Origin of the sequence: Kitasatospora sp. NPDC058063, assembly GCF_042885395.1 — a bacterium.
Classification (GTDB): Bacteria; Actinomycetota; Actinomycetes; order Streptomycetales; family Streptomycetaceae; genus Kitasatospora; species Kitasatospora lactacystinica.
This window is the reverse complement of the sequence record NZ_JBHVSD010000026.1, coordinates 64,369-82,492: the sequence shown is the minus strand read 5'-3', so window position 1 is coordinate 82,492 and position 18,124 is coordinate 64,369. Positions and strand designations below refer to the sequence as shown.

Annotated in this window: 17 protein-coding genes; 11 read left to right on the top strand and 6 right to left on the bottom strand. The window is 73.0% G+C overall.

Going from position 1 to position 18,124, the window contains the following annotated elements; genetic code table 11:
• Position 1: 1 nt before the first annotated feature.
• Both ACFVUY_RS34455 and ACFVUY_RS34450 read right to left on the bottom strand, forming a co-directional pair.
• On the bottom strand, positions 2 to 685 hold the full coding sequence (locus ACFVUY_RS34455) for an ABC transporter ATP-binding protein (protein WP_380352890.1): 684 nt from the start codon (positions 683 to 685) through the stop codon (positions 2 to 4).
• A complete protein-coding gene (locus ACFVUY_RS34450; RefSeq protein ID WP_387736244.1) occupies positions 682 to 1,758 on the bottom strand; it encodes an ABC transporter permease in 1,077 nt (358 codons plus the stop codon). Before ACFVUY_RS34450 ends, ACFVUY_RS34455 begins: the two co-directional genes overlap by 4 nt.
• A 163-nt stretch (positions 1,759 to 1,921) precedes the next feature.
• Here ACFVUY_RS34450 and ACFVUY_RS34445 point away from each other — a divergent pair, with 163 nt between their 5' ends.
• The 5 genes from ACFVUY_RS34445 (at position 1,922) to ACFVUY_RS34425 (ending at position 5,622) form a co-directional block, all read left to right on the top strand.
• Entirely contained in the window at positions 1,922 to 3,130 is a 1,209-nt protein-coding gene (locus tag ACFVUY_RS34445) for a sensor histidine kinase (RefSeq protein ID WP_387693035.1), read from the top strand.
• Positions 3,127 to 3,759: a response regulator gene (locus ACFVUY_RS34440; protein WP_387736242.1), complete on the top strand. Its 633-nt coding sequence runs from the start codon at positions 3,127 to 3,129 to the stop codon at positions 3,757 to 3,759. The genes ACFVUY_RS34445 and ACFVUY_RS34440 overlap by 4 nt, the downstream gene beginning before the upstream one ends.
• 42 nt (positions 3,760 to 3,801) lie before the next feature.
• Positions 3,802 to 4,824 carry a nitronate monooxygenase gene (locus ACFVUY_RS34435; RefSeq protein WP_387736240.1) on the top strand — a complete coding sequence of 341 codons (1,023 nt, stop codon included), beginning with the start codon at positions 3,802 to 3,804 and terminating at the stop codon, positions 4,822 to 4,824.
• Positions 4,825 to 4,924: 100 nt separating this feature from the next.
• Positions 4,925 to 5,290, top strand: coding sequence for a type II toxin-antitoxin system RelE/ParE family toxin (locus tag ACFVUY_RS34430; RefSeq protein ID WP_387736238.1), 366 nt, complete (start codon positions 4,925 to 4,927; stop codon positions 5,288 to 5,290).
• Positions 5,287 to 5,622: a helix-turn-helix domain-containing protein gene (locus ACFVUY_RS34425; protein ID WP_387693041.1), complete on the top strand. Its 336-nt coding sequence runs from the start codon at positions 5,287 to 5,289 to the stop codon at positions 5,620 to 5,622. Before ACFVUY_RS34430 ends, ACFVUY_RS34425 begins: the two co-directional genes overlap by 4 nt.
• 15 nt (positions 5,623 to 5,637) lie before the next feature.
• On the opposite strand, the gene ACFVUY_RS34420 is transcribed toward ACFVUY_RS34425, so the two are convergent.
• Positions 5,638 to 7,089, bottom strand: coding sequence for an aminopeptidase P family protein (locus ACFVUY_RS34420; protein ID WP_387736236.1), 1,452 nt, complete (start codon positions 7,087 to 7,089; stop codon positions 5,638 to 5,640).
• Between the two features lie 162 nt (positions 7,090 to 7,251).
• Here ACFVUY_RS34420 and ACFVUY_RS34415 point away from each other — a divergent pair, with 162 nt between their 5' ends.
• Genes ACFVUY_RS34415 through ACFVUY_RS34395 form a run of 5 tightly spaced genes read left to right on the top strand, consistent with a single transcriptional unit; the run spans position 7,252 to position 12,958 of the window.
• On the top strand, positions 7,252 to 9,000 hold the full coding sequence (locus tag ACFVUY_RS34415; protein WP_387693045.1) for an ABC transporter substrate-binding protein: 1,749 nt from the start codon (positions 7,252 to 7,254) through the stop codon (positions 8,998 to 9,000).
• 13 nt (positions 9,001 to 9,013) lie between these two features.
• Positions 9,014 to 9,976 carry an ABC transporter permease gene (locus ACFVUY_RS34410; protein WP_387693047.1) on the top strand — a complete coding sequence of 321 codons (963 nt, stop codon included), beginning with the start codon at positions 9,014 to 9,016 and terminating at the stop codon, positions 9,974 to 9,976.
• Positions 9,973 to 10,959, top strand: a complete 987-nt coding sequence (locus tag ACFVUY_RS34405) for an ABC transporter permease (protein ID WP_387736234.1) — start codon at positions 9,973 to 9,975, stop codon at positions 10,957 to 10,959. The genes ACFVUY_RS34410 and ACFVUY_RS34405 overlap by 4 nt, the downstream gene beginning before the upstream one ends.
• Positions 10,959 to 11,957: an ABC transporter ATP-binding protein gene (locus ACFVUY_RS34400; protein ID WP_380544636.1), complete on the top strand. Its 999-nt coding sequence runs from the start codon at positions 10,959 to 10,961 to the stop codon at positions 11,955 to 11,957. The genes ACFVUY_RS34405 and ACFVUY_RS34400 overlap by 1 nt, the downstream gene beginning before the upstream one ends.
• Positions 11,957 to 12,958 (top strand): ABC transporter ATP-binding protein, encoded by a 1,002-nt coding sequence (locus ACFVUY_RS34395; protein WP_387693051.1) that lies wholly within the window; start codon positions 11,957 to 11,959, stop codon positions 12,956 to 12,958. The genes ACFVUY_RS34400 and ACFVUY_RS34395 overlap by 1 nt, the downstream gene beginning before the upstream one ends.
• A 120-nt stretch (positions 12,959 to 13,078) precedes the next feature.
• On the opposite strand, the gene soxR is transcribed toward ACFVUY_RS34395, so the two are convergent.
• The gene (gene soxR, locus ACFVUY_RS34390) at positions 13,079 to 13,552 is read right to left on the bottom strand and encodes a redox-sensitive transcriptional activator SoxR (RefSeq protein ID WP_387693053.1); all 474 of its coding nucleotides are present in this window, start codon (positions 13,550 to 13,552) and stop codon (positions 13,079 to 13,081) included.
• A gap of 47 nt (positions 13,553 to 13,599) precedes the next feature.
• Here soxR and ACFVUY_RS34385 point away from each other — a divergent pair, with 47 nt between their 5' ends.
• Entirely contained in the window at positions 13,600 to 15,057 is a 1,458-nt protein-coding gene (locus ACFVUY_RS34385; RefSeq protein ID WP_387736232.1) for an MFS transporter, read from the top strand.
• A 120-nt stretch (positions 15,058 to 15,177) separates the two neighbouring features.
• Here the strand turns inward: ACFVUY_RS34385 and ACFVUY_RS34380 are convergent, their stop codons facing one another.
• Positions 15,178 to 17,544: an immune inhibitor A domain-containing protein gene (locus ACFVUY_RS34380; RefSeq protein ID WP_387736230.1), complete on the bottom strand. Its 2,367-nt coding sequence runs from the start codon at positions 17,542 to 17,544 to the stop codon at positions 15,178 to 15,180.
• 154 nt (positions 17,545 to 17,698) lie between these two features.
• A complete protein-coding gene (locus ACFVUY_RS34375) occupies positions 17,699 to 18,076 on the bottom strand; it encodes a YrdB family protein (protein WP_387693060.1) in 378 nt (125 codons plus the stop codon).
• Positions 18,077 to 18,124 lie beyond the last annotated feature (48 nt).

Below are 18,124 nucleotides of genomic sequence, written 5' to 3'. Positions count from 1 at the left end.
GTCAGAGCGCCGCCGCGGGCAGGGTCAGCCGGCCGTCGTGGACCTCGGCGACCTGGTCGACGGCCGTCAGGTGAGTGCGGTCGTGGGTGACCAGGACGGTCGCGGTGGCCCGGCGGTGGGTGAGGTCGGTGATCAGGTCCAGGACGGCGGCGCCGCGCTCGTGGTCGAGGGCGCTGGTCGGTTCGTCCACCAGCAGGACGGTCGGGTCGTTCATCAGCGCGCGGGCGATGTTGACCCGCTGGCGCTGGCCGCCGGAGAGCTGGTGCGGGCGGCGGGCGGCCTGGTCGCGCAGGCCGACGGCGTCCAGGAGCTCCAGGGCCCGGGGCAGGGCGGTGCGCGGGGCGCGGCCGTCCAGGTGGGCCATCACCTGCAGCTGCTCCACCGCGGTGAGCGAGGGCAGCAGATTGGGCTGCTGGAAGACGATCCCGATCCTGGTGCGGCGCAGCGCGGTGAGTTCCGCCCGGTCGAGGCCCGTGGTGTCGGTGCCGTCGATGACGACCTGCCCGGAGTCCGGGGTGATCAGGGTGGCGGCGACCGCCAGCAGGCTGGACTTGCCGGAGCCGGAGGGGCCGACGACGGCGGTGAGCGAGCCCTTGGGGACGGTCAGCGAGACCTCGTCCAGGGCCGTGAGCCGGCCGTCGCCGTCCGGGTAGGTCAGGGTGATGCGGTCGAGGGTCAGGCTCATCGGGCGCTCCCCAGGGCGGTCAGCGGGTCGACGGAGGTGATCCGGCGGATGGACAGGGCCGCGCCGATCGCGCCGAGGGCGATCATGACGGCGGCGGGCAGCAGGACGGTCGGGGCGTCCAGGACGAAGGGGACGGCGGAGCCGATCAGCGCGCCGAAGCCGGCCGCGACCGCGGTGCCCAGCAGGGTGCCGAGCACCAGCAGCAGGACGGCCTGGCCGAGGGCGTCGCGCAGCAGGTAGCGGGTGGAGGCGCCGAGGGCCTTGAGGACGGCGATGTCGCCGCTGCGCTGGATCGTCCAGACCGTGAAGAACGCGCCGATCACCAGGGCGGAGATGGCGAACAGGAAGCCGCGCATCAGCTGGAGGGAGCCGTTCTCCGAGGTGTAGGAGCCGATCGCGGTGAGGGCGTCGTCGCGGGTGCGGGTCTCGGTGCCGTGGCGGGCGTCGGCGGCGGCCAGGTCGGCGCCCTTCGCCGTGGTGAGGGCGATGACGGTGGCGTGGCCGGTGCCGCCGGGGGCGGCCTGCTGCCAGTCGCCGAGGGAGGTCCAGATCACCGGGGTGTGGCTGTACGCGGCGTCGCCCTGGACGGCGGCGACCCGCAGCGGGTGGCCGCCGAGGGTGAACTCGGCGCCGGGGGCGAGGCCGCCCAGGTTCTCGGCGGCGGTCTTGGACAGCACGGCCTGGCCGGGGGCGATCCGGGTGCCCTGCGGGGCGAGCCCGGAGTCCTCCGGGACGCCGAAGGCGGAGAGCGCGGCGGTGCGCTGCCCGGCGGCGGCCTTGGTGGTGGTGATGCCGAGCGGCTGGGCGGAGGTGACGCCGGGCTCGCGGGCCCAGCCCTGCCACTGGTCGGGGGTGACCTGGGAATCGGTGAAGGAGAGCTTCTGCCCGTCGGCCGGCTTGCCGAAGACCAGGTGGTCGGCGGGCAGGCCGGTGATCGCGGAGATGTTCTGCCGGCCGAGCCCGGCGGTCAGCCCGGACAGCAGGCCGACCAGTACGGTGATCAGCACGATGACGGTTCCCATCAAGGCGAACCGCCCCTTGGCGAACCTCAGGTCCCTCCAGGCGACGAACACGGTGAACCTTCCTCTGCACAGGTGTTTTCGACTCTTCCACCGTCCCGGACGGAGGGGCCCCGGGGCATCGCGCCGGGGATTGCATCCTGGGCATCAAAGGGAAGAGACCGAGTTCAACCTTTTGATTGATGCCGGACGCCGGCGCGGAACTTAGGCTGGACGGATGGCGACCGAACGATCCAGAACCACCCCCGTCGCCCGCGTCCTCCAGGTCTGCCTGCACCTGCTCGTTGCGGGCCTGCTCGCGCTCGCCGTCGCCCGGGCCGTCTTCGTCGACCGGGGCGGCGACCCCGCCGCCGTCGCCGCCGCGGCCACCGCGATGGCCGCCGTCTACACCGTCGGGCCGCAGCTGGCCGCCGTGCGCCGCTCGCGCCGGGCGGCCGCGCTCTGGCTGGTGCTGCTCGGCGCCACCTGGGCGGGCGTGCTGATCGCCACCCAGGACGGGGTCTGGCTGGCGTTCCCGCTGTACTTCCTGGAACTGCACCTGCTGGGGCGGCGCGGTGGGCTCGTCGCCGTCGGGCTGACCGCCGCCGCGTCGATCGCCGCCTGGTCCTGGCACCAGCACAGCTTCAGTTTCGCCGCCTCGATCGGGCCCGCGCTCGGCGCGGCCGTCGCCACCGCCACCGTGCTCGGCTACCAGGCGCTGTACCGGGAGAGCGAGGAGCGCCGCCGGCTGATCGACGAACTGACCGCCGCCCGCGCCGACCTCGCCGCCGCGCACCACGCGGCCGGGGTGCTGGCCGAGCGGGAGCGGCTCGCCCGGGAGATCCACGACACCCTCGCGCAGAGCCTCAGCTCCATCCAGCTGCTGCTGCGGGCGGCCCAGCGGGCCCTGCCGGAGCGCACCGAGGCCGCCGCCGGGTACGTCGAGCAGGCGCGGCAGGCCGCGCAGGACAACCTGGACGAGGCCCGCAGGTTCGTCCGGGCGCTCACCCCGCCCGCGCTGGACGGCGACCCGCTGCCGGTCGCGCTGGAGCGGCTGTGCGCGACGACGACGGCGCACGGCACGCTGCCCGTCCACCTGCACGTCTTCGGCGACCCGGTCCGGCTGCCGGCCGCGCAGGAGGTCGCGCTGCTGCGGATCGCGCAGTCGGCGCTCGGCAACACCGTCCGGCACGCGGGCGCCTCGCGGGCCGACGTGACGCTCAGCTACATGGAGGGCGAAGTGGCACTGGACGTGTACGACGACGGCGCCGGGTTCGACCCGGTGGTGGTGGCGGCCGGCCGCCCCGACGGGGACGGCGGGTTCGGGCTGCCCTCGATGCGGGCCCGGGCGCGGGCGCTCGGCGGCCGCTTCACGGTGGAGTCGGCGCCCGGACAGGGCACCACGGTGGCGGTGCAGCTGCCGGTCACCCCGGAGGCCGGCCCGTGATCAGACTGCTCATCGCGGACGACCACCCGGTGGTGCGGGCCGGGCTGCGGGCGGTGCTGGAGTGCGAGCCGGACTTCGCCATCGTGGCGGAGGCGGCCACCGCCGAGCGGGCCGTCGAACTGGCGGCGGAGCCGGGCGTGGACGTGGTGCTGATGGACCTCCAGTTCGGGCCGGGCTCGGCGATGAACGGGGCGCAGGCCACCGCGGCGATCACCGCCCGGGCGGGCGCGCCGCGGGTCCTGGTGGTCACCACGTACGACACCGACGCGGACACCCTGCCGGCCCTGGAGGCGGGCGCCACCGGCTACCTGCTGAAGGACGCCCCGCCGGAGGAGCTCGCCCAGGCCGTACGGTCCGCCGCGGCCGGGCGCAGCGCGCTGGCGCCCAGCGTCGCGGACCGGCTGCTGGAGCGGATGCGGACGCCGGCGGCGGCGCTCAGCGCCCGGGAGACCGAGGTGCTGGGGCTGGTCGCGGACGGGCTGACCAACCAGCAGGTCAGCCAGCGGCTGCACCTGAGCCAGGCCACGGTGAAGTCCCATCTGGTGCACATCTACACCAAGTTGGGCGTGGACTCGCGCACGGCGGCGGTGCGCGAGGCACGGCGGCGGGGGCTGATCCGCCGAGCGTAGGGTGGGGGTGTTCCGTACCCGCAGCAGAGTGAGGAGCGCCCGATGACCGTCCGGCTCGACGAGCTCGCCGTCCCCGTGATCGCCGCCCCGATGGCGGGCGGGCCCTCGACGCCCGCACTGGTCGCGGCGGTGAACCGGGCCGGCGGACTGGGCTTCCTGGCCGCCGGGATGAGGACCGCCGCCGGGATGTCCGAGCAGATCGCCGCGGTGCGGGCGTCGACCGACCGGCCGTACGGGGTGAACCTCTTCGTGCCGGGCACGCCCGGGGACCGGGCGGCCGTCGCCGCCTACCGGGAGCGGCTGCGGCCCGAGGCCGAGCGGTGGGGCGTGACGCTGCCGGAGGAGGACGGGCCGGACCGGGACGACTGGGAGGCCAAGCTGGCCGCGCTGCTCGCGGACCCGGTGCCGGTGGTCTCGTACACCTTCGGGCTGCCGACGGCCGAGGAGGCGGCGGCGCTGCGGGCGGCCGGGACGACCCAGGTCGGCACCGTCACCACGCCGGAGGAGGCGCGGGCGGCGCAGGCGGTCGGGATGGACGCGCTGTGCGTGCAGGGCCCGGAGGCGGGCGGCCACCGCGGCACCCACCGGGTGACGGACCAGCCGGGGGAGCTGCCGCTGCTCCACCTGCTGCCCGCCGTGCGGGAGGTGACGGCGCTGCCGCTGATCGCCGCGGGCGGGCTCGGCGACGGCCCGGCCGTCGCGGCGGCGCTGCGGGCGGGAGCGGTGGCGGTGCAGCTGGGCACGGCCCTGCTGCGGTCGGACGAGTCCGGCGCCGCGGCCGCCCACCGGGCCGCGCTCGTCGAGCTGCCGGAGACGGTCGTCACCCGCGCCTTCACCGGCCGCCCGGCCCGCGGCCTGCGCAACGCCTTCATCGACCGCCACGGCCCGTACGCCCCGCCCGCCTACCCCGAGGTCAACCGCCTCACCACCCCCCTGCGCGCCGCCGCCGCCCGCCGCGGCGACACCGACGCCATGCACCTCTGGGCCGGCACCGCCCACCACCTGGCCCGCACGGGGCCTGCGGAGCAGATCGTCGCGGAGCTGTGGCAGGCGGCGCGGGGGTAGGGCGTCGGGGGCGCGCAGGACTCGGCGTGTTGTCCCTCGCAGGGGTGGATTGAGCGGGAATGTGCGCGGTAACGTATAAGGGACAACTTAATTTGGTTCCATGTGGGAGATCACACTCATTGGTCCGGTGAACGACTGGTTCCTGGACATCGCCGTCAAGGACCCGGACACGGCCGACCAGATCGCCGACGCGATCGAGTTGCTCGCCAGGAGGGGGCCACTGCTCGGGCGCCCGCTGGTGGACCGGATTCATGGAAGCAAGTTGCACAACCTGAAGGAGCTCCGGCCCGGCTCGGCGGGGCGCTCCGAGGTTCGATTGCTCTTCGTCTTCGATGTCGAGCGGGAGGCCGTCATCCTGGTCGCCGGCGACAAGAACGGGGAGTGGTCCCGGTGGTACGACACCAACATCCCGCTGGCGGAAGCTCGCTATGAGCAGTACGTCGAGGAGAAGGAGAAGGGAGCGTGAGCGTGAAGGGTCGTAGTTGGACCGAGGTGTGGGCTGAGGCGCAGCGGATCAACCCCTGGTTGGCCTCGCCGGAGGCGGAGGCCGACCGGGCTCGGATCCGGAAGGAGAACCTGGCCCGGATTCGCGGCTACGAGCTGGCCGAGATGCGGAAGGCGGCCAACCTCACCCAGAAGGAGGTGGCGGCGCTGATGGGTGTGAGTCAAGCGCGGGTGTCGCAGATCGAGCACGGGCAGGTGGACAGCCTGGACAACCTGCGGGCGTATTCGGCGGCGATCGGCGGCGAGGTCGAGGTGACGATTCGGCGGGGGGAGCGGACGATCAAGGTGGCTTGATCGTCCGCTGCCTCCTCACGCCAGCAGGTCCGCCATCCAGGATTCGACGTCGGTGGCGGTGCGGGGGAGGGCGCCGGACATCAGGTGGGCGCCGTCGGCGGTGATGACCAGGTCGTCCTCGATGCGGATGCCGAGGCCGCGGAGTTCGGCGGGGAGGGTCTCGTCGTCGGGCTGGAGGTAGAGGCCGGGCTCGACGGTGAGGACCATGCCCTCCTCCAGGGTGCCGTCGAGGTAGCGGTCGGCGCGGGACTTGGCGCAGTCGTGGTAGTCGAGGCCGAGCATGTGGCCGCTGCCGCAGAGGGTGTAGCGGCGGTAGAGGCCGTTGTCCTCGGCGAGGGCCTCCTCGGCGGAGACGGGCAGGACGCCCCAGTCGGCGAGGCCTTCGGCGATGACCCGCATGGCGGCGCGGTGGAAGTCGCGGAACCGGGCCCCCGGTCGCAGTGTGGCGATGCCGGCGCTCTGGGCGGCGAGGACGAGGTCGTAGGCCTGGCGCTGGACCGGGGTGAAGGTGCCGCTGAGCGGGAGGGTGCGGGTGATGTCGGCGGCGTAGAGGGTGTCGGTCTCGACGCCGGCGTCCAGGAGGAGCAGGGAGTTCGGGTCGAGGGCGCCGTCGTTGCGGATCCAGTGCAGCACGCAGGCGTGGGCGCCGGAGGCGGCGATGGTGGTGTAGGAGGTGCCGTTGCCCTCGGCGCGGGCGCGCAGGTCGAAGACGCCCTCGATCCAGCGCTCGCCGCGGTGGTGGCGCAGTGCGGTGGGCAGGGCGCGGACGACGTCCTCGAAGCCGGTGGTGGTGTGGTCGACGGCCAGTTGCAGCTGTCCGATCTCCCATTCGTCCTTGACCAGGCGCAACTCGGAGAGGACGGCGGCCAGTTCGTTGTCCCGGTGGTCGCCGTTCGGGCGCCCGGTGGCCTCGTCGACCAGCGGGTCGGTGCCGGCCAGCACCCGGGTGGGCGGCTGGGGGCCGGTGAGCAGTTTGCCGAGGTCGTCGAGGTGTTCGGTGCGCACCCCGGTGAGCTGTGCCGCCTCGGCGAGGTCGGGCCGGGCGCCGACCCAGAACTCGCCGTAGCGGCGGTCGCGGTAGAACTCGCCGCCGTCGCGCGGGGAGCGGGGGCGCAGGTAGAGCACCGGCTCGTGGCCCTCGGGGCCGGCCGGTTCGAGGACGAGGACGTGGTCGGCCTGGTCCTCGCCGGTGAGGCCGGTGAGCCAGACGTACGCGCTGTGCGGGCGGAAGCGGTAGTCGAGGTCGTTGCAGCGGACCTTGAGCCGGCCGGCCGGGACGATCAGCCGCTCGCCGGGGAAGGCGGCGGAGAGCCGGGCGCGGCGGCCGGGGAAGCGGTCGTGGCCGGGGACGCGCAGGTCGGTGGGAATGGGGGTGGCGGCCCACCGGGTGCCCATGAACGAGGCGAGGGCGGGGGAGACCGGGAGGTCGTGGCTCCCGGTGTTGAGGCCGGTCGGGGGAAGGGTCACCGGTGAACTCCTTGGTGGGGCTGGGGAGATGCCTGGCACGGACACAGCTCGGTAACGGGAGCCGTCACCTCTTGTGCAGTGCAATTTCACATTACTATGTTACGGGTCACACAGCGCAGCGGCCAGATCCGGCGGATCGGGCCCCCCACAGCGGAGTTGCACATGACCAGGCGCACCCACGCCGCCCTCGCGGCGGCCCTCGCGGCGACCCTCACCCTCGGCCTCGGGGCCTGCTCCAACGACAAGAGTGACAGCGGCAGCGACGCCGCCCCCTCCGACAGCAAGGGCCCGGGCGCCGCGTCCGGCTCGATCATCGGCGGCACCCCCGTCAAGGGCGGGACCCTCACCGTCCTGACCAACCAGGACTTCGCGCACCTCGACCCGGCCCGCAACTGGGTGGTGCCGCACATGGACTTCGGCACCCGGCTGCTCTACCGGACCCTGACCACCTTCAAGTCCGAGCCCGGCGCCACCGGCAGCGAGATCGTCCCGGACCTCGCCACCGACCTGGGCAAGTCCTCCGACGGCGGCAAGGTGTGGACCTTCACCCTCAAGGACGGCCTCAAGTACGAGGACGGCACGCCGATCAAGTCCGCCGACATCAAGTACAACGTCGAGCGGTCCTACTCCCCGGACCTCACCGGCGGCCCCGACTACGCGATCCAGTACCTGGCCGGCGGCGAGAACTACAAGGGCCCGCTGAACGGCGAGCACCTGGCGAGCATCGAGACCCCGGACGACAGGACGATCGTCTTCCACCTGAAGCGCCCGGTCGCCGAGTTCTCCTCCACCGTCTCGCTGCCGACCTTCTCCCCGGTGCCGCAGTCCCAGGAGAAGGGCACCCAGTACGACGCCCGGCCGTTCTCCTCCGGCCCGTACAAGATCGAGACCTACGACCGCGGCAAGCAGCTGGTGCTGGTCCGCAACACCAACTGGGACCCGGCCACCGACACCGTCCGCAAGGCCTACCCGGACAAGGTCGTGGTCACCCAGGGCATCAAGGGCGGCCAGGCCGACGACCGGATCATCGCCAGCGACGGCGCCGACGCCAACGCCATCAACATGCCGTGGATGCAGCACGAGACCGTCGCCAAGGTGCTGCCCAAGCCGGACGTCAAGGCCCGGATGGCCGCCGAGGTCACCGGCTGTACCGACATGCTGTACCTGAACACCGCCAAGGCCCCCTTCGACGACCCGAAGGTGCGCGAGGCGATGATGTGGGCGGTCGACCGCGACGCGCAGGTGACGGCCTTCGGCGGCCCGGCGATGGCCGACGTGGCGACCTCCTACCTGCCGCCCTCGCTGACCGCCGGCGTCAAGTCCGACCCGCTGAAGATCCCGCCGACCGGCGACCAGGAGAAGGCCAAGAAGCTGCTCCAGGAGGCCGGCAAGACCGACCTCAAGGTCTCGCTCACCGTCTCGCTCGGCGACAAGACCCGGGCCGAGGCGATCCAGCAGTCGCTGTCCAAGGCCGGCGTCCAGGTCACCATCAACACCACCGACCCGTCCGCCTTCCAGGACACCGTCGGCGACATCAAGAACGCCCCCGAGCTGACCATCCAGGGCTGGTGCCCGGACTACCCCTCCGGTGCGACCTTCCTGCCGTTCCAGTTCGACGGCCGCACCATCAAGGAGAAGGGCAACCAGGGCAACCTGAGCCAGTTCAAGGACCAGGCCACGATGGACCGGATGGACCAGATCGCGGCCATGACGGACGTCAACGAGGCCAACAAGGCCTGGCAGCAGCTGGACCAGGACCTGGCGAAGAAGGCCCCGGCCGTCCCGCTGATCTGGCAGCGCCGCCCCCTGCTGGTCGGCACCAACGTGGCCGGTGCGTTCGGCAACTCGGGCTTCGCCGGCATGATCGACCTGGGTGCCGTCGGCCTCAAGGACCCCGCCAAGGGCAAGTGAGGGACCGGCAGCGATGAGTACCACCACTGAGCCCCCCGCCGTGGCCGACGCCACGGCGGGGGGCGCCAAGAAGAGTGCCGGGCGCGGGCCCTGGCGGCTGGTCTGGGACCAGCTGTGGGCCAAGGGCCCGGCCCGGTTCGGGCTGATCACCGTTGGCCTGCTGGTCCTGGTCACCGCGCTGGCGGGCCCGCTGAGCTCGCTCGGCGGCTGGACCCCCGAGGAGTTCGACAAGCGCGCCATCGACCCGTACCTGGGCGGCGTGCCCAGGGGCGACTTCGGCGGCATCAGCGCCCGGCACTGGCTGGGCGTCGAGCCGGGCACCGGCCGCGACCTGTTCGCCCGGGTGCTGCACGGCGGGCAGGTCTCCCTGCTGATCGCCTTCACCGCGACCGCCGTCGTCGTGGTCACCGGCACCCTGGCCGGCATCGCGGCGGGCTACTTCGGCGGCCGCGTCGACACGCTGCTGTCCCGGCTGATGGACCTCACGATGTCCTTCCCCTCGCTGATCTTCATGATCGCGATGATGTCGGTGGCCAAGGACGTCAACCGGATCCTGCTGATCACCCTGGTGATCGGGCTGTTCACCTGGCCCGGCATCGCCCGGGTGGTGCGCGGCCAGACCCTCTCGCTCAAGCACCGCGAGTACGTCGAGGCCGCCAAGGTCGGCGGGGCGCGCTCCTGGCGGATCCTCACCCGCGAGATCCTGCCGAACGTCTCCGGCCCGATCATCGCCTACACCACCCTGCTCGTCCCCGGCATGATCGCCACCGAGGCCGCGCTCAGCTACCTCGGCGTGGGCGTCCGCCCGCCGACCGCGTCCTGGGGCCAGATGATCGCCGAGAGCATCGTGCACTACGAGACCGACCCGACCTACTTCCTGATCCCGACCGCCTTCCTGTTCGTCGCCGTGCTCGCCTTCACCCTGCTCGGGGACGCGCTGCGCGACATCCTCGACCCCCGGGGAGGCCGGTCGTGATCCTCTACCTCGGCCGCCGCCTGCTCGGCGTGGCGGGCATCCTGCTCGCCATCTGCGCCATCACCTTCACCATCTTCTACCTGCTGCCCAACGACCCGGCCGCGGCCGCCTGCGGAAAGACGTGCAGCCCCGAGCGGCTCGCCGACGTCAAGGCGGCGATGGGCCTGGACAAGCCGGTCTGGGAGCAGTTCCTGGCCTACCTCGGCGGCATCTTCGCCGGCCGCGACTACGGCTCCGGCCCCAGTGCGGTGCACTGCGGCTTCCCCTGCCTCGGCTACTCCTACGAGTACGGGCTGCCGGTCTGGGACCTGCTCACCGACCGGCTGCCGGTCTCCGTCTCGCTGGCCATCGGCGCGGCCGTGCTCTGGCTGCTCCTCGGCCTCGGCGCGGGCGTCACCTCGGCGCTGCGCAAGGGCCGACCGGTCGACAAGACGCTGATGGTCCTGTCCGTCGGCGCCGCCTCGCTGCCGGTCTACTTCACCTCGATCATGCTGATCTGGGGCGTCGTCAGGACGGCCGGGCTGCTGCCCTACCCCTCGTACCACAAGTTCACCGAGAACCCCTTCGAATGGGGCTCCAACCTGCTGCTGCCGTGGATCGCGCTGGCCCTGCTGTACGCGGCCATGTACGCCCGGCAGAGCCGCAACTCGATGATCGAGGCGATGGCCGAGCCGTACATCCGCACCGCCCGGGCCAAGGGCCTGCCGCCGCGGACGGTCACCGTCAAGCACGGGCTGCGCGCCGGGATGACGCCGATCCTGACCATCTTCGGCATGGACCTCGGCGGCCTGCTGGCCGGCGCGGTCATCACCGAGTCGATCTTCGGCCTGCCCGGTGTCGGCCGGCTGTTCTACGACGGCCTGGCCCGCTCCGACCAGCCCGTCATCCTCGGGGTCACCCTGCTCGCGGCCTTCTTCATCGTCGCGGCGAACCTGCTGGTCGACCTGCTCTACGCGTTCGTCGACCCGAGAGTGAGGTACTGATGACCAGGCTGTTGGAGGTCGAGGACCTCAAGGTCGCCTTCGACACCCCGCGCGGCACCGTCCGCGCGGTGGACGGGATCTCCTTCGCCGTCGAGGCCGGGCGCACCCTCGGGCTGGTCGGCGAGTCGGGCAGCGGAAAGTCCGTCACCTCGCTCGCCGTCATGGGCCTGCACCGCGGCGCCGCCGTCACCGGCTCGATCCGGCTGAACGGGCAGGAGCTGAACGGGCTCGGGGAACGGGAGCTGGGCACCGTCCGGGGCCGCCGGATCGCGATGATCTTCCAGGACCCGCTGTCCAGCCTGCATCCCTTCTACACCGTCGGGGAGCAGATCGCCGAGCACTACCGGGTGCACTTCAAGGCCAACCGCAAGGCCGGGCGGGCCAAGGCGGTGGAGATGCTGGCCGAGGTCGGCATCCCGGAGCCGGCCCGCCGGGTCGACGAGTACCCGCACCAGTTCTCCGGCGGCATGCGCCAGCGCGTCATGATCGCCATGGCGCTCGCCTGCGAGCCCGAGCTGCTGATCGCCGACGAGCCGACCACGGCCCTCGACGTCACCGTCCAGGCGCAGATCCTCGACCTGATCGCCCGGATCCAGCAGGAGCGCGGCCTCGGCGTCGTGATGATCACCCACGACCTCGGCGTGGTCGCCCGGGTCGCCCACGAGGTGCTGGTCATGTACGGCGGCCGGGCCGCCGAACAGGCCCCGGTGGACCGGCTGTTCGCGCAGCCCGCGCACCCGTACACGCGCGGCCTGCTGGACTCGCTGCCGCGCCTGGACGACGCCGACGACGCCCCGCTGCGGGCCATCCCCGGCAGCCCGCCGTCGCTGATCGCCCCCGCCCCCGGCTGCTCCTTCGCCCCGCGCTGCGCCCGCACCACCGCGGCGTCCGCCGAGGAGCACACCCGCTGCCTGGCCGAGCGCCCCGTGCTCGACCGGCTCGCCCCCGGCCACCAGGCCGCCTGCCACCTGCCGCTGGTGCCGGAAGGGGTGCTGTGATGACCACACCGTCGACGAAGGGCGCGACCGCGCCGCTGCTGTCCGTCCGGGACCTGGTGAAGACCTTCCCCGGCCGGCGCGGCCGCACCGGCCGGCCCGGGGCGCCGATCCGGGCGGTGGACGGGGTGAGCTTCGACGTCGGCGCGGGCGAGACGCTCGGCCTGGTCGGCGAGTCCGGCTGCGGCAAGTCCACCACCGGGCGGATGATCGTCCGGCTGCTCGACCCGACCTCGGGCACCGTCACCTTCGACGGCACCGAGATCGGCGGGCTCTCCCAGGCCCGGCTGCGCCCGCACCGGCGCGACCTCCAGATGGTCTTCCAGGACCCGTACTCCTCGCTCAACCCCCGCCAGACGGTGGCCCGGATCATCTCCGAGCCGCTGCTGGTCCAGGGCGGGAGCGCGGCGGACGCGCGCAAGCGGGCCGGCGAGCTGATGGAGCTGGTCGGGCTGATCCCCGAGCACCTGGACCGCTACCCGCACGAGTTCTCCGGCGGCCAGGCCCAGCGCATCGGCATCGCCCGTTCGCTGGCCACCTCGCCGCGGCTGGTGATCGCCGACGAGCCGGTCTCCGCGCTGGACGTCTCCATCCAGGCCCAGGTGGTCAATCTGATGGAGCGGCTCCAGAAGGAGCTGGGGCTGGCGTACGTGTTCATCGCGCACGACCTCTCGGTGGTCAAGCGGGTCTGCGACCGGGTCGCGGTGATGTACCTGGGCCGGATCGTGGAGATCGGCGACAAGGCCGAGGTGTACGGCAGCCCCGCGCACCCGTACACCAGGGCGCTGCTGTCCGCCGTCCCGCTGCCCGACCCGGAGGCGGAGCGCAACCGGGAGCGGATCGTGCTGCTCGGCGACCCGCCGAGCCCGGCCGACCCGCCGCCCGGCTGCACCTTCCACCCGCGCTGCCCCAAGGCCCAGGACATCTGCCGGACCGAGCGGCCGCTGCTGAGGATCGCCGGGCCCGGCGAGCGGCAGGCCGCCTGCCACTTCCCGGAGGCCTGAGGCCGCACAAGCCCCCGGTCGGACGCGGCGGGGAACCCTGCGAGGGCCGCGTCCGGCCGGGTTCCACCCTTTCCCGCCCACTTTCCCCGCCCACTTTCCGCGCCCGCTCCTGCTGCCCGCTCACTCCTCGGCGGGCAGCAGGCCCTCCTCCGGCAGCAGCCGGCGCGGGCCTGGCCCCTCGGCGGCCAGCTCGTCCCCCGGGTTGAGCACCCGGCAGCGGCGCAGCGACACGCAGCCGCAGCCGATGCAGCCGGTCAGTTCGTCCTCCAGCCGCTCCAGTTCGGCCCGGCGGGCGCGCAGCTGTTCGGCCCAGCGCCGGGAGATCCGCTCCCAGTCGTGCTTGCCGGGCATCCGGTCCTCGGGCAGGCCGGTGAACACCTCGGCGACCTCGGAGAGCGGGATGCCGAGCCGCTTGGCGACCAGGATGAGCGAGATCCGGCGCAGCACGTGCCGCCGGTAGCGCCGCTGGTTGCCCGTCGTGCGCTCGGAGGAGATCAGCCCCTGGTCCTCGTAGAAGCGCACCGCCGAGGTGGCGATCCCGGCCCGCCGGGCCACCTCGCCGACGCTCAGCAGATCGACCGGCGCGGTGGTCATGGCGGCTCCTTGACTTCAAGTTCTCTTGAAGTCCTAGCGTACCGGACGTGACCGAATCAGCTGCCGTCGACAACGACACCACCACTGCCGAGCTGGACAGTTACTCGTCGGAGTCGCCGTCCGCGGGAGCCCCCGGCGGGTGGCGCGAACTCTTCTCCCGCCGCTACGCCGCCTCCGCCTCCATCCTGGCCGGCGGCGTCGCGCTGTACGCGATGAACCTCTACTTCACCGCCGCCCTGATGCCCTCGATCGTCGCCGACATCGGCGGCGAGCGGTACTACGCGTGGGTGGCCACCGGCTTCCTGATGGCCGCCGTCATCGCCTCGATGCTGGTCAGCCGGCTGCTGGACCGCCTCGGCGCCGCCCGGGCCTACGTGCTGGGCTTCCTGGTCTTCGGCGCCGGCGCGGTGGTCAACGCGCTCAGCCCGTCGATGGCGGCGCTGATCCTCGGCCGGGTGGTGCAGGGCCTCGGCGGCGGGCTGGTGGCCGGGCTCGGCTACGCCGTGATCCGCAGTGCCCTGCCGGAGCGGCTGTGGACCCGCGCGGCCGGACTGGTCTCCGCGATGTGGGGCGTCGGAACGCTGGTCGGACCGTCGCTGGGCGGGCTCTTCGCCCAGCTCGGCGCCTGGCGCGGGGCGTACGTCCTGCTGCTGGTCGCCGCGCTGGTGCTGGCGGTCCTGGCCCGCCGGGTGCTGCCCGGACGCCCCGGCGCGGGGCACGGCAGCGGCCCGGTGCCGCTGCCCTCGCTCCTGCTGCTCACCCTGGCGGCGGCCGCCTTCAGCGTCAGCTCGACGGTGCCGAGCGGCTGGCCGACGGCCCTGTGCCTGCTCGCCGGACTGGCGCTGCTGGTGGGCTTCGTGGCGGCCGAGCGGCGCGGGGCGGCCACGGTGCTGCCGCAGCAGACCTACCGGGCCGGCAACCCGCTGAAGTGGCTCTACCTGACCGTCGCGGTGCTCTGCGCGGGCGTGGTGACGGAGAACTTCACCCCGCTGTTCGGCCAGCAGCTGGGCGGCCTCTCCCCGCTGGTGGCCGGGTTCCTCGGGGCCACGACCTCGGCCGGCTGGACCACCGCCCAGCTGTTCAGCGTCGGGATCGGGACGGCCCGCGGCCGGGCCCTGGCGATCCGCACCGCACCGCTGGTGCTGGTCGGCGGGCTGCTGGTCCACGGGCTGACGCAGACCGGGCACGCCTCCGGGCCGCGGGTGCTGCTGTGGGCGGTGGCGCTGTTCGCCGCCGGCACCGGGATAGGCCTGGCCTTCCCGCACCTGAGCGTGGCCGCGATGCGCAGCAGCGGCGACCCGGCGGAGGGCGGCAAGGCGGCCGCGGCGATCAACACCACCCAGCTGATCGCCTTCTCGGTGACCTCGGCGCTGGCCGGCACCCTGGTCAACCTGGGCGGGGACACCCCGGTCGACTCGGCCCGGTACATGACCCTGGGGATCGCCGCGATCACCGCCCTCGGGGTGGCCACCGCCGCGCGCACCGCCCGCAGCCTCGGGCGCTGAGCCGCGGTGGCACGAGCGGCCCCGCGGCGGGCACGGGCGGCCCCGCCGTGGCGGCACGAGCAGGCCCCGGATCCCTTGTCGTCGGGGGGATCCGGGGCCTCTTCCACGGGGCTTCCCGGCTCAGGAGGCCGGGCCCACCCGGACGGTGGTGATCTTCCCGCCCTGGGACTCCCGGACGACCTCGATCTTCGTGTTGGTGTCCGGCACCTTCACCGTCAGCTGCGGCGTGGCCGGGTCGCCGTACACCCCGGTGCGGTCGTTGAAGACCGGGACGGCCGGCTTCGACGGGATGCGCACCGCGACGCCGCCCTTGTGCAGGGTGAACGGCGTGGTCGGCTTGAGCGAGAAGGTCGCGTCGTAGGTCTGCGCCCGCCCGTTGACCAGCGTCCCGTCGGCGAAGCGGATCGGCGCCGGGCGGGCGTCGATCGGCAGGATCAGCCCGCCGCCGGGGTGGTCCTTGGTGTTGTTGTCACCGTACGAGGTGTCCCACAGCCAGATCAGGACGCCCTCCTGGTACGGGTAGTTGTCCACCACGTTGGCCTTGCCCGCGACGCCGCTGTAGCCGAAGTTGTACGGGCCGGTCTTCAGGAACGCCCCGTAGCCGGTGTAGCGGCGGTTCTCGGCGAGGTACGCGCGCGGGTGCTGCTTGACGGCGGTGCGGCCGTCGATGGCGGTGAAGCCGTTGGCGGTCCAGCCGTTCGCGCCGTTCTCGGCGCCGTCGGTGAACAGCTCGGCGCCGCCGGCGGTGGCCTTGACGGCGTCCACCAGCACGCCCCGGCCGTGGGTGTTGCTGTCCGAGGTGACGTGGAAGCGCAGCCGGACCTGCCGGCCGAGGTAGCCGTCCAGCGGGATGTGCAGCTGCTTGTAGGCGCCGGACGCGCCGCTCAGCCCGGGGGTGTTGGCGCTGGTGTTGCCGATCGGGGCGCCGTCCACGGTGCCGCCGAGGGCGGTCCAGTGCTTGCCCTCGTCGGTGGAGGCCTCGACGGTCAGGAAGTCGTAGTCCTGCTCGGTGTCGTACCAGACCGCCGCGTCCAGGGCGGCCGGACCGGCGGCGGTGCGCAGGTCGACGTCCCGGGCCAGGGAGTTGTCCTGGTTGTCGCCGGTGTCGCTCCACCACTGCCTGGCGCCCTCGTACGGGTCGGCGAGGTCGGTGCGGGTGGTGCCGTCCGGCAGGTGGACCAGGACGGCCTGGGCCTGGTCGGTGTTGTAGCTGCTCACGCCGAGGGCGTGGGTGGAGCGGGTGGCGGCCTGCGCCTCGTCGTAGTCGAGCCAGCCGAACTGCAGCTTGCTCCAGGCGTCGAGGTCGCCGGGGTAGCCGCCGGTGGTGTTCGGGCCCTTGCCCAGGTACGAGCCGGAGGACATCAGCGACCAGAAGTTGACGCTGTTGTCACCGCCGTTGGTGGGGTAGAGGTCGGGCAGGCCGAGGTTGTGGCCGTACTCGTGGGCGAACAGGCCGACGCCGCTGTTCTCGCCCCCCTGGACGTAGTCGTAGACGTACAGGCCGGTGTCGCCGACGGGGGCGCCGCCGATCTTGTTGCCCTCCGGGCCGGTCTGCCCGGTCGCGTCCGGGAAGGTCCAGCTGCGGTGCGCCCACAGTGCGTCGGCGCCCTGGGCGCCGCCGCCCCAGGTCTCGTCCACGCCCGCGTGCACCACGACGACGTTGTCCAGGTAGCCGTCCGGCTGGGCGAACTCGCCGTCCTTGTCGTGGTCGTAGCGGTCGTAGACGTCGTACTGGGCGAGCTGAGCCTTGATGTCGGCGGCGGAGCGGCCCTTGGCGATCTCGCCGTCGTACCAGGCCTTGACGGCGTCCCGGACGAACTCCTGCCCCTGGGTCCAGGCGCCGGAGCCCTGCGGGCCCTTGTTGCTGCCGTAGCGGGCCTCGTTGTACGGGAGGGTGACCCAGTCGCTGACGGTGCCCTCGACGTCGTACCGGCCGGAGGACTGGGTGCGGTAGTAGTTGCGCATCGACACGGCGCCGGGCGAGTCGTCGAAGAACAGCTTCTGGTAGTAGTCGCGGTTGAAGTCCTGCGACCACAGGGTGTGGTTGTCGTCCTTGCCCGGCTTGGGGATCAGGTTGTGGGCCGGGCCGGGGGTGCCGCCGTAGCGGGGCCGGCCGTTCCACTGGGTGCTGTTGTCCACCTCGTCGCCGAACTGGGCGAGGATCACGAAGACCTTGTCCGTGCGCTGGTGCGCGAGCTGGACGTAGTCGTTGCCGATCTTCACCTTCGCCGGGGCCCGCTTGCCGGCGCTCTTGGCGACGGAGCCCTTGTTGAGCTGCTCCAGGGCCTTGCCGCGCAGCGCCTGGCGCTCGCGCTCCTGGGGGGCCAGCGGGGCGGGCGGGGCCTCGGCGCCCTGTTCGGCGTCGGCCTGGGCCGCGGCGAGGGTGGCGGGGGCCGGGGGTGCGGCCTGGGCGGGGGTGCCCAGCAGGGTGGCCGCTATCGCGCCGGTGGTGAGCGCGGCGGCGAGGGCGGCGGACAGTCTGCGCAACTGACCGGTCCTTTCGGGGGGATGGGGGTCCTTCAGGTCATCAGTCGGTGAAGCGCAGGTAATATTTCACATGTGACGGGTCACGTGGAAGAGGTGTGGAGCAAGCGGAAGGGCGCCGCACCAGGAGGTACGACGCCCTTCGCCTGCCGGACCGTCAGCCGGTGGTGTACTCCAGGGCCACGCTGACCACCACCAGTACGCCGTACACCAGCGCGAGGGTGCTCCGCCCGGTGGCGTGCAGGGCGAGCGCGCCGGTGCCGAGGACCAGCAGCTTGACCACGATCTCCGCACCGACCGGCAGCCGGACGGCCGGCCCGCCCGCGGCCAGGAACAGCGCCCAGACGCCGGCCGCCAGGGCCGGCGCGCCGAGCCCGAACAGCAGCCGCAGGCCGGTGTTCGGGCCGGCCCGGAAGCCCCAGTAGCAGAGCGACGCCAGCAGGGCGAGCTCCAGCCCGAAGGCGAGTCCGGCGTTTCCCGCGGTCAGCGGCGTCCACTGCCGCTGCCCGACCGGGCCGGGTCGGTCGATCCTCATCCGCGTTCTCCCCGTCGTACTGGCCCGCCCGGACCGGGCGGCGATCGT

What these genes read in the sequence shown, in the direction of transcription:
- ACFVUY_RS34445 (WP_387693035.1), top strand. Translation starts at nt 1,922, where the DNA reads ATGGCGACCGAACGATCCAGAACCACCCCCGTCGCCCGCGTCCTCCAG.
- ACFVUY_RS34435 (WP_387736240.1), top strand. Translation starts at nt 3,802, where the DNA reads ATGACCGTCCGGCTCGACGAGCTCGCCGTCCCCGTGATCGCCGCCCCG.
- ACFVUY_RS34415 (WP_387693045.1), top strand. Translation starts at nt 7,252, where the DNA reads ATGACCAGGCGCACCCACGCCGCCCTCGCGGCGGCCCTCGCGGCGACC.
- ACFVUY_RS34395 (WP_387693051.1), top strand. Translation starts at nt 11,957, where the DNA reads ATGACCACACCGTCGACGAAGGGCGCGACCGCGCCGCTGCTGTCCGTC.
- ACFVUY_RS34400 (WP_380544636.1), top strand. Translation starts at nt 10,959, where the DNA reads ATGACCAGGCTGTTGGAGGTCGAGGACCTCAAGGTCGCCTTCGACACC.
- ACFVUY_RS34430 (WP_387736238.1), top strand. Translation starts at nt 4,925, where the DNA reads ATGTGGGAGATCACACTCATTGGTCCGGTGAACGACTGGTTCCTGGAC.
- soxR (WP_387693053.1), bottom strand. Translation starts at nt 13,552, where the DNA reads ATGACCACCGCGCCGGTCGATCTGCTGAGCGTCGGCGAGGTGGCCCGG.
- ACFVUY_RS34455 (WP_380352890.1), bottom strand. Translation starts at nt 685, where the DNA reads ATGAGCCTGACCCTCGACCGCATCACCCTGACCTACCCGGACGGCGAC.
- ACFVUY_RS34375 (WP_387693060.1), bottom strand. Translation starts at nt 18,076, where the DNA reads ATGAGGATCGACCGACCCGGCCCGGTCGGGCAGCGGCAGTGGACGCCG.
- ACFVUY_RS34410 (WP_387693047.1), top strand. Translation starts at nt 9,014, where the DNA reads ATGAGTACCACCACTGAGCCCCCCGCCGTGGCCGACGCCACGGCGGGG.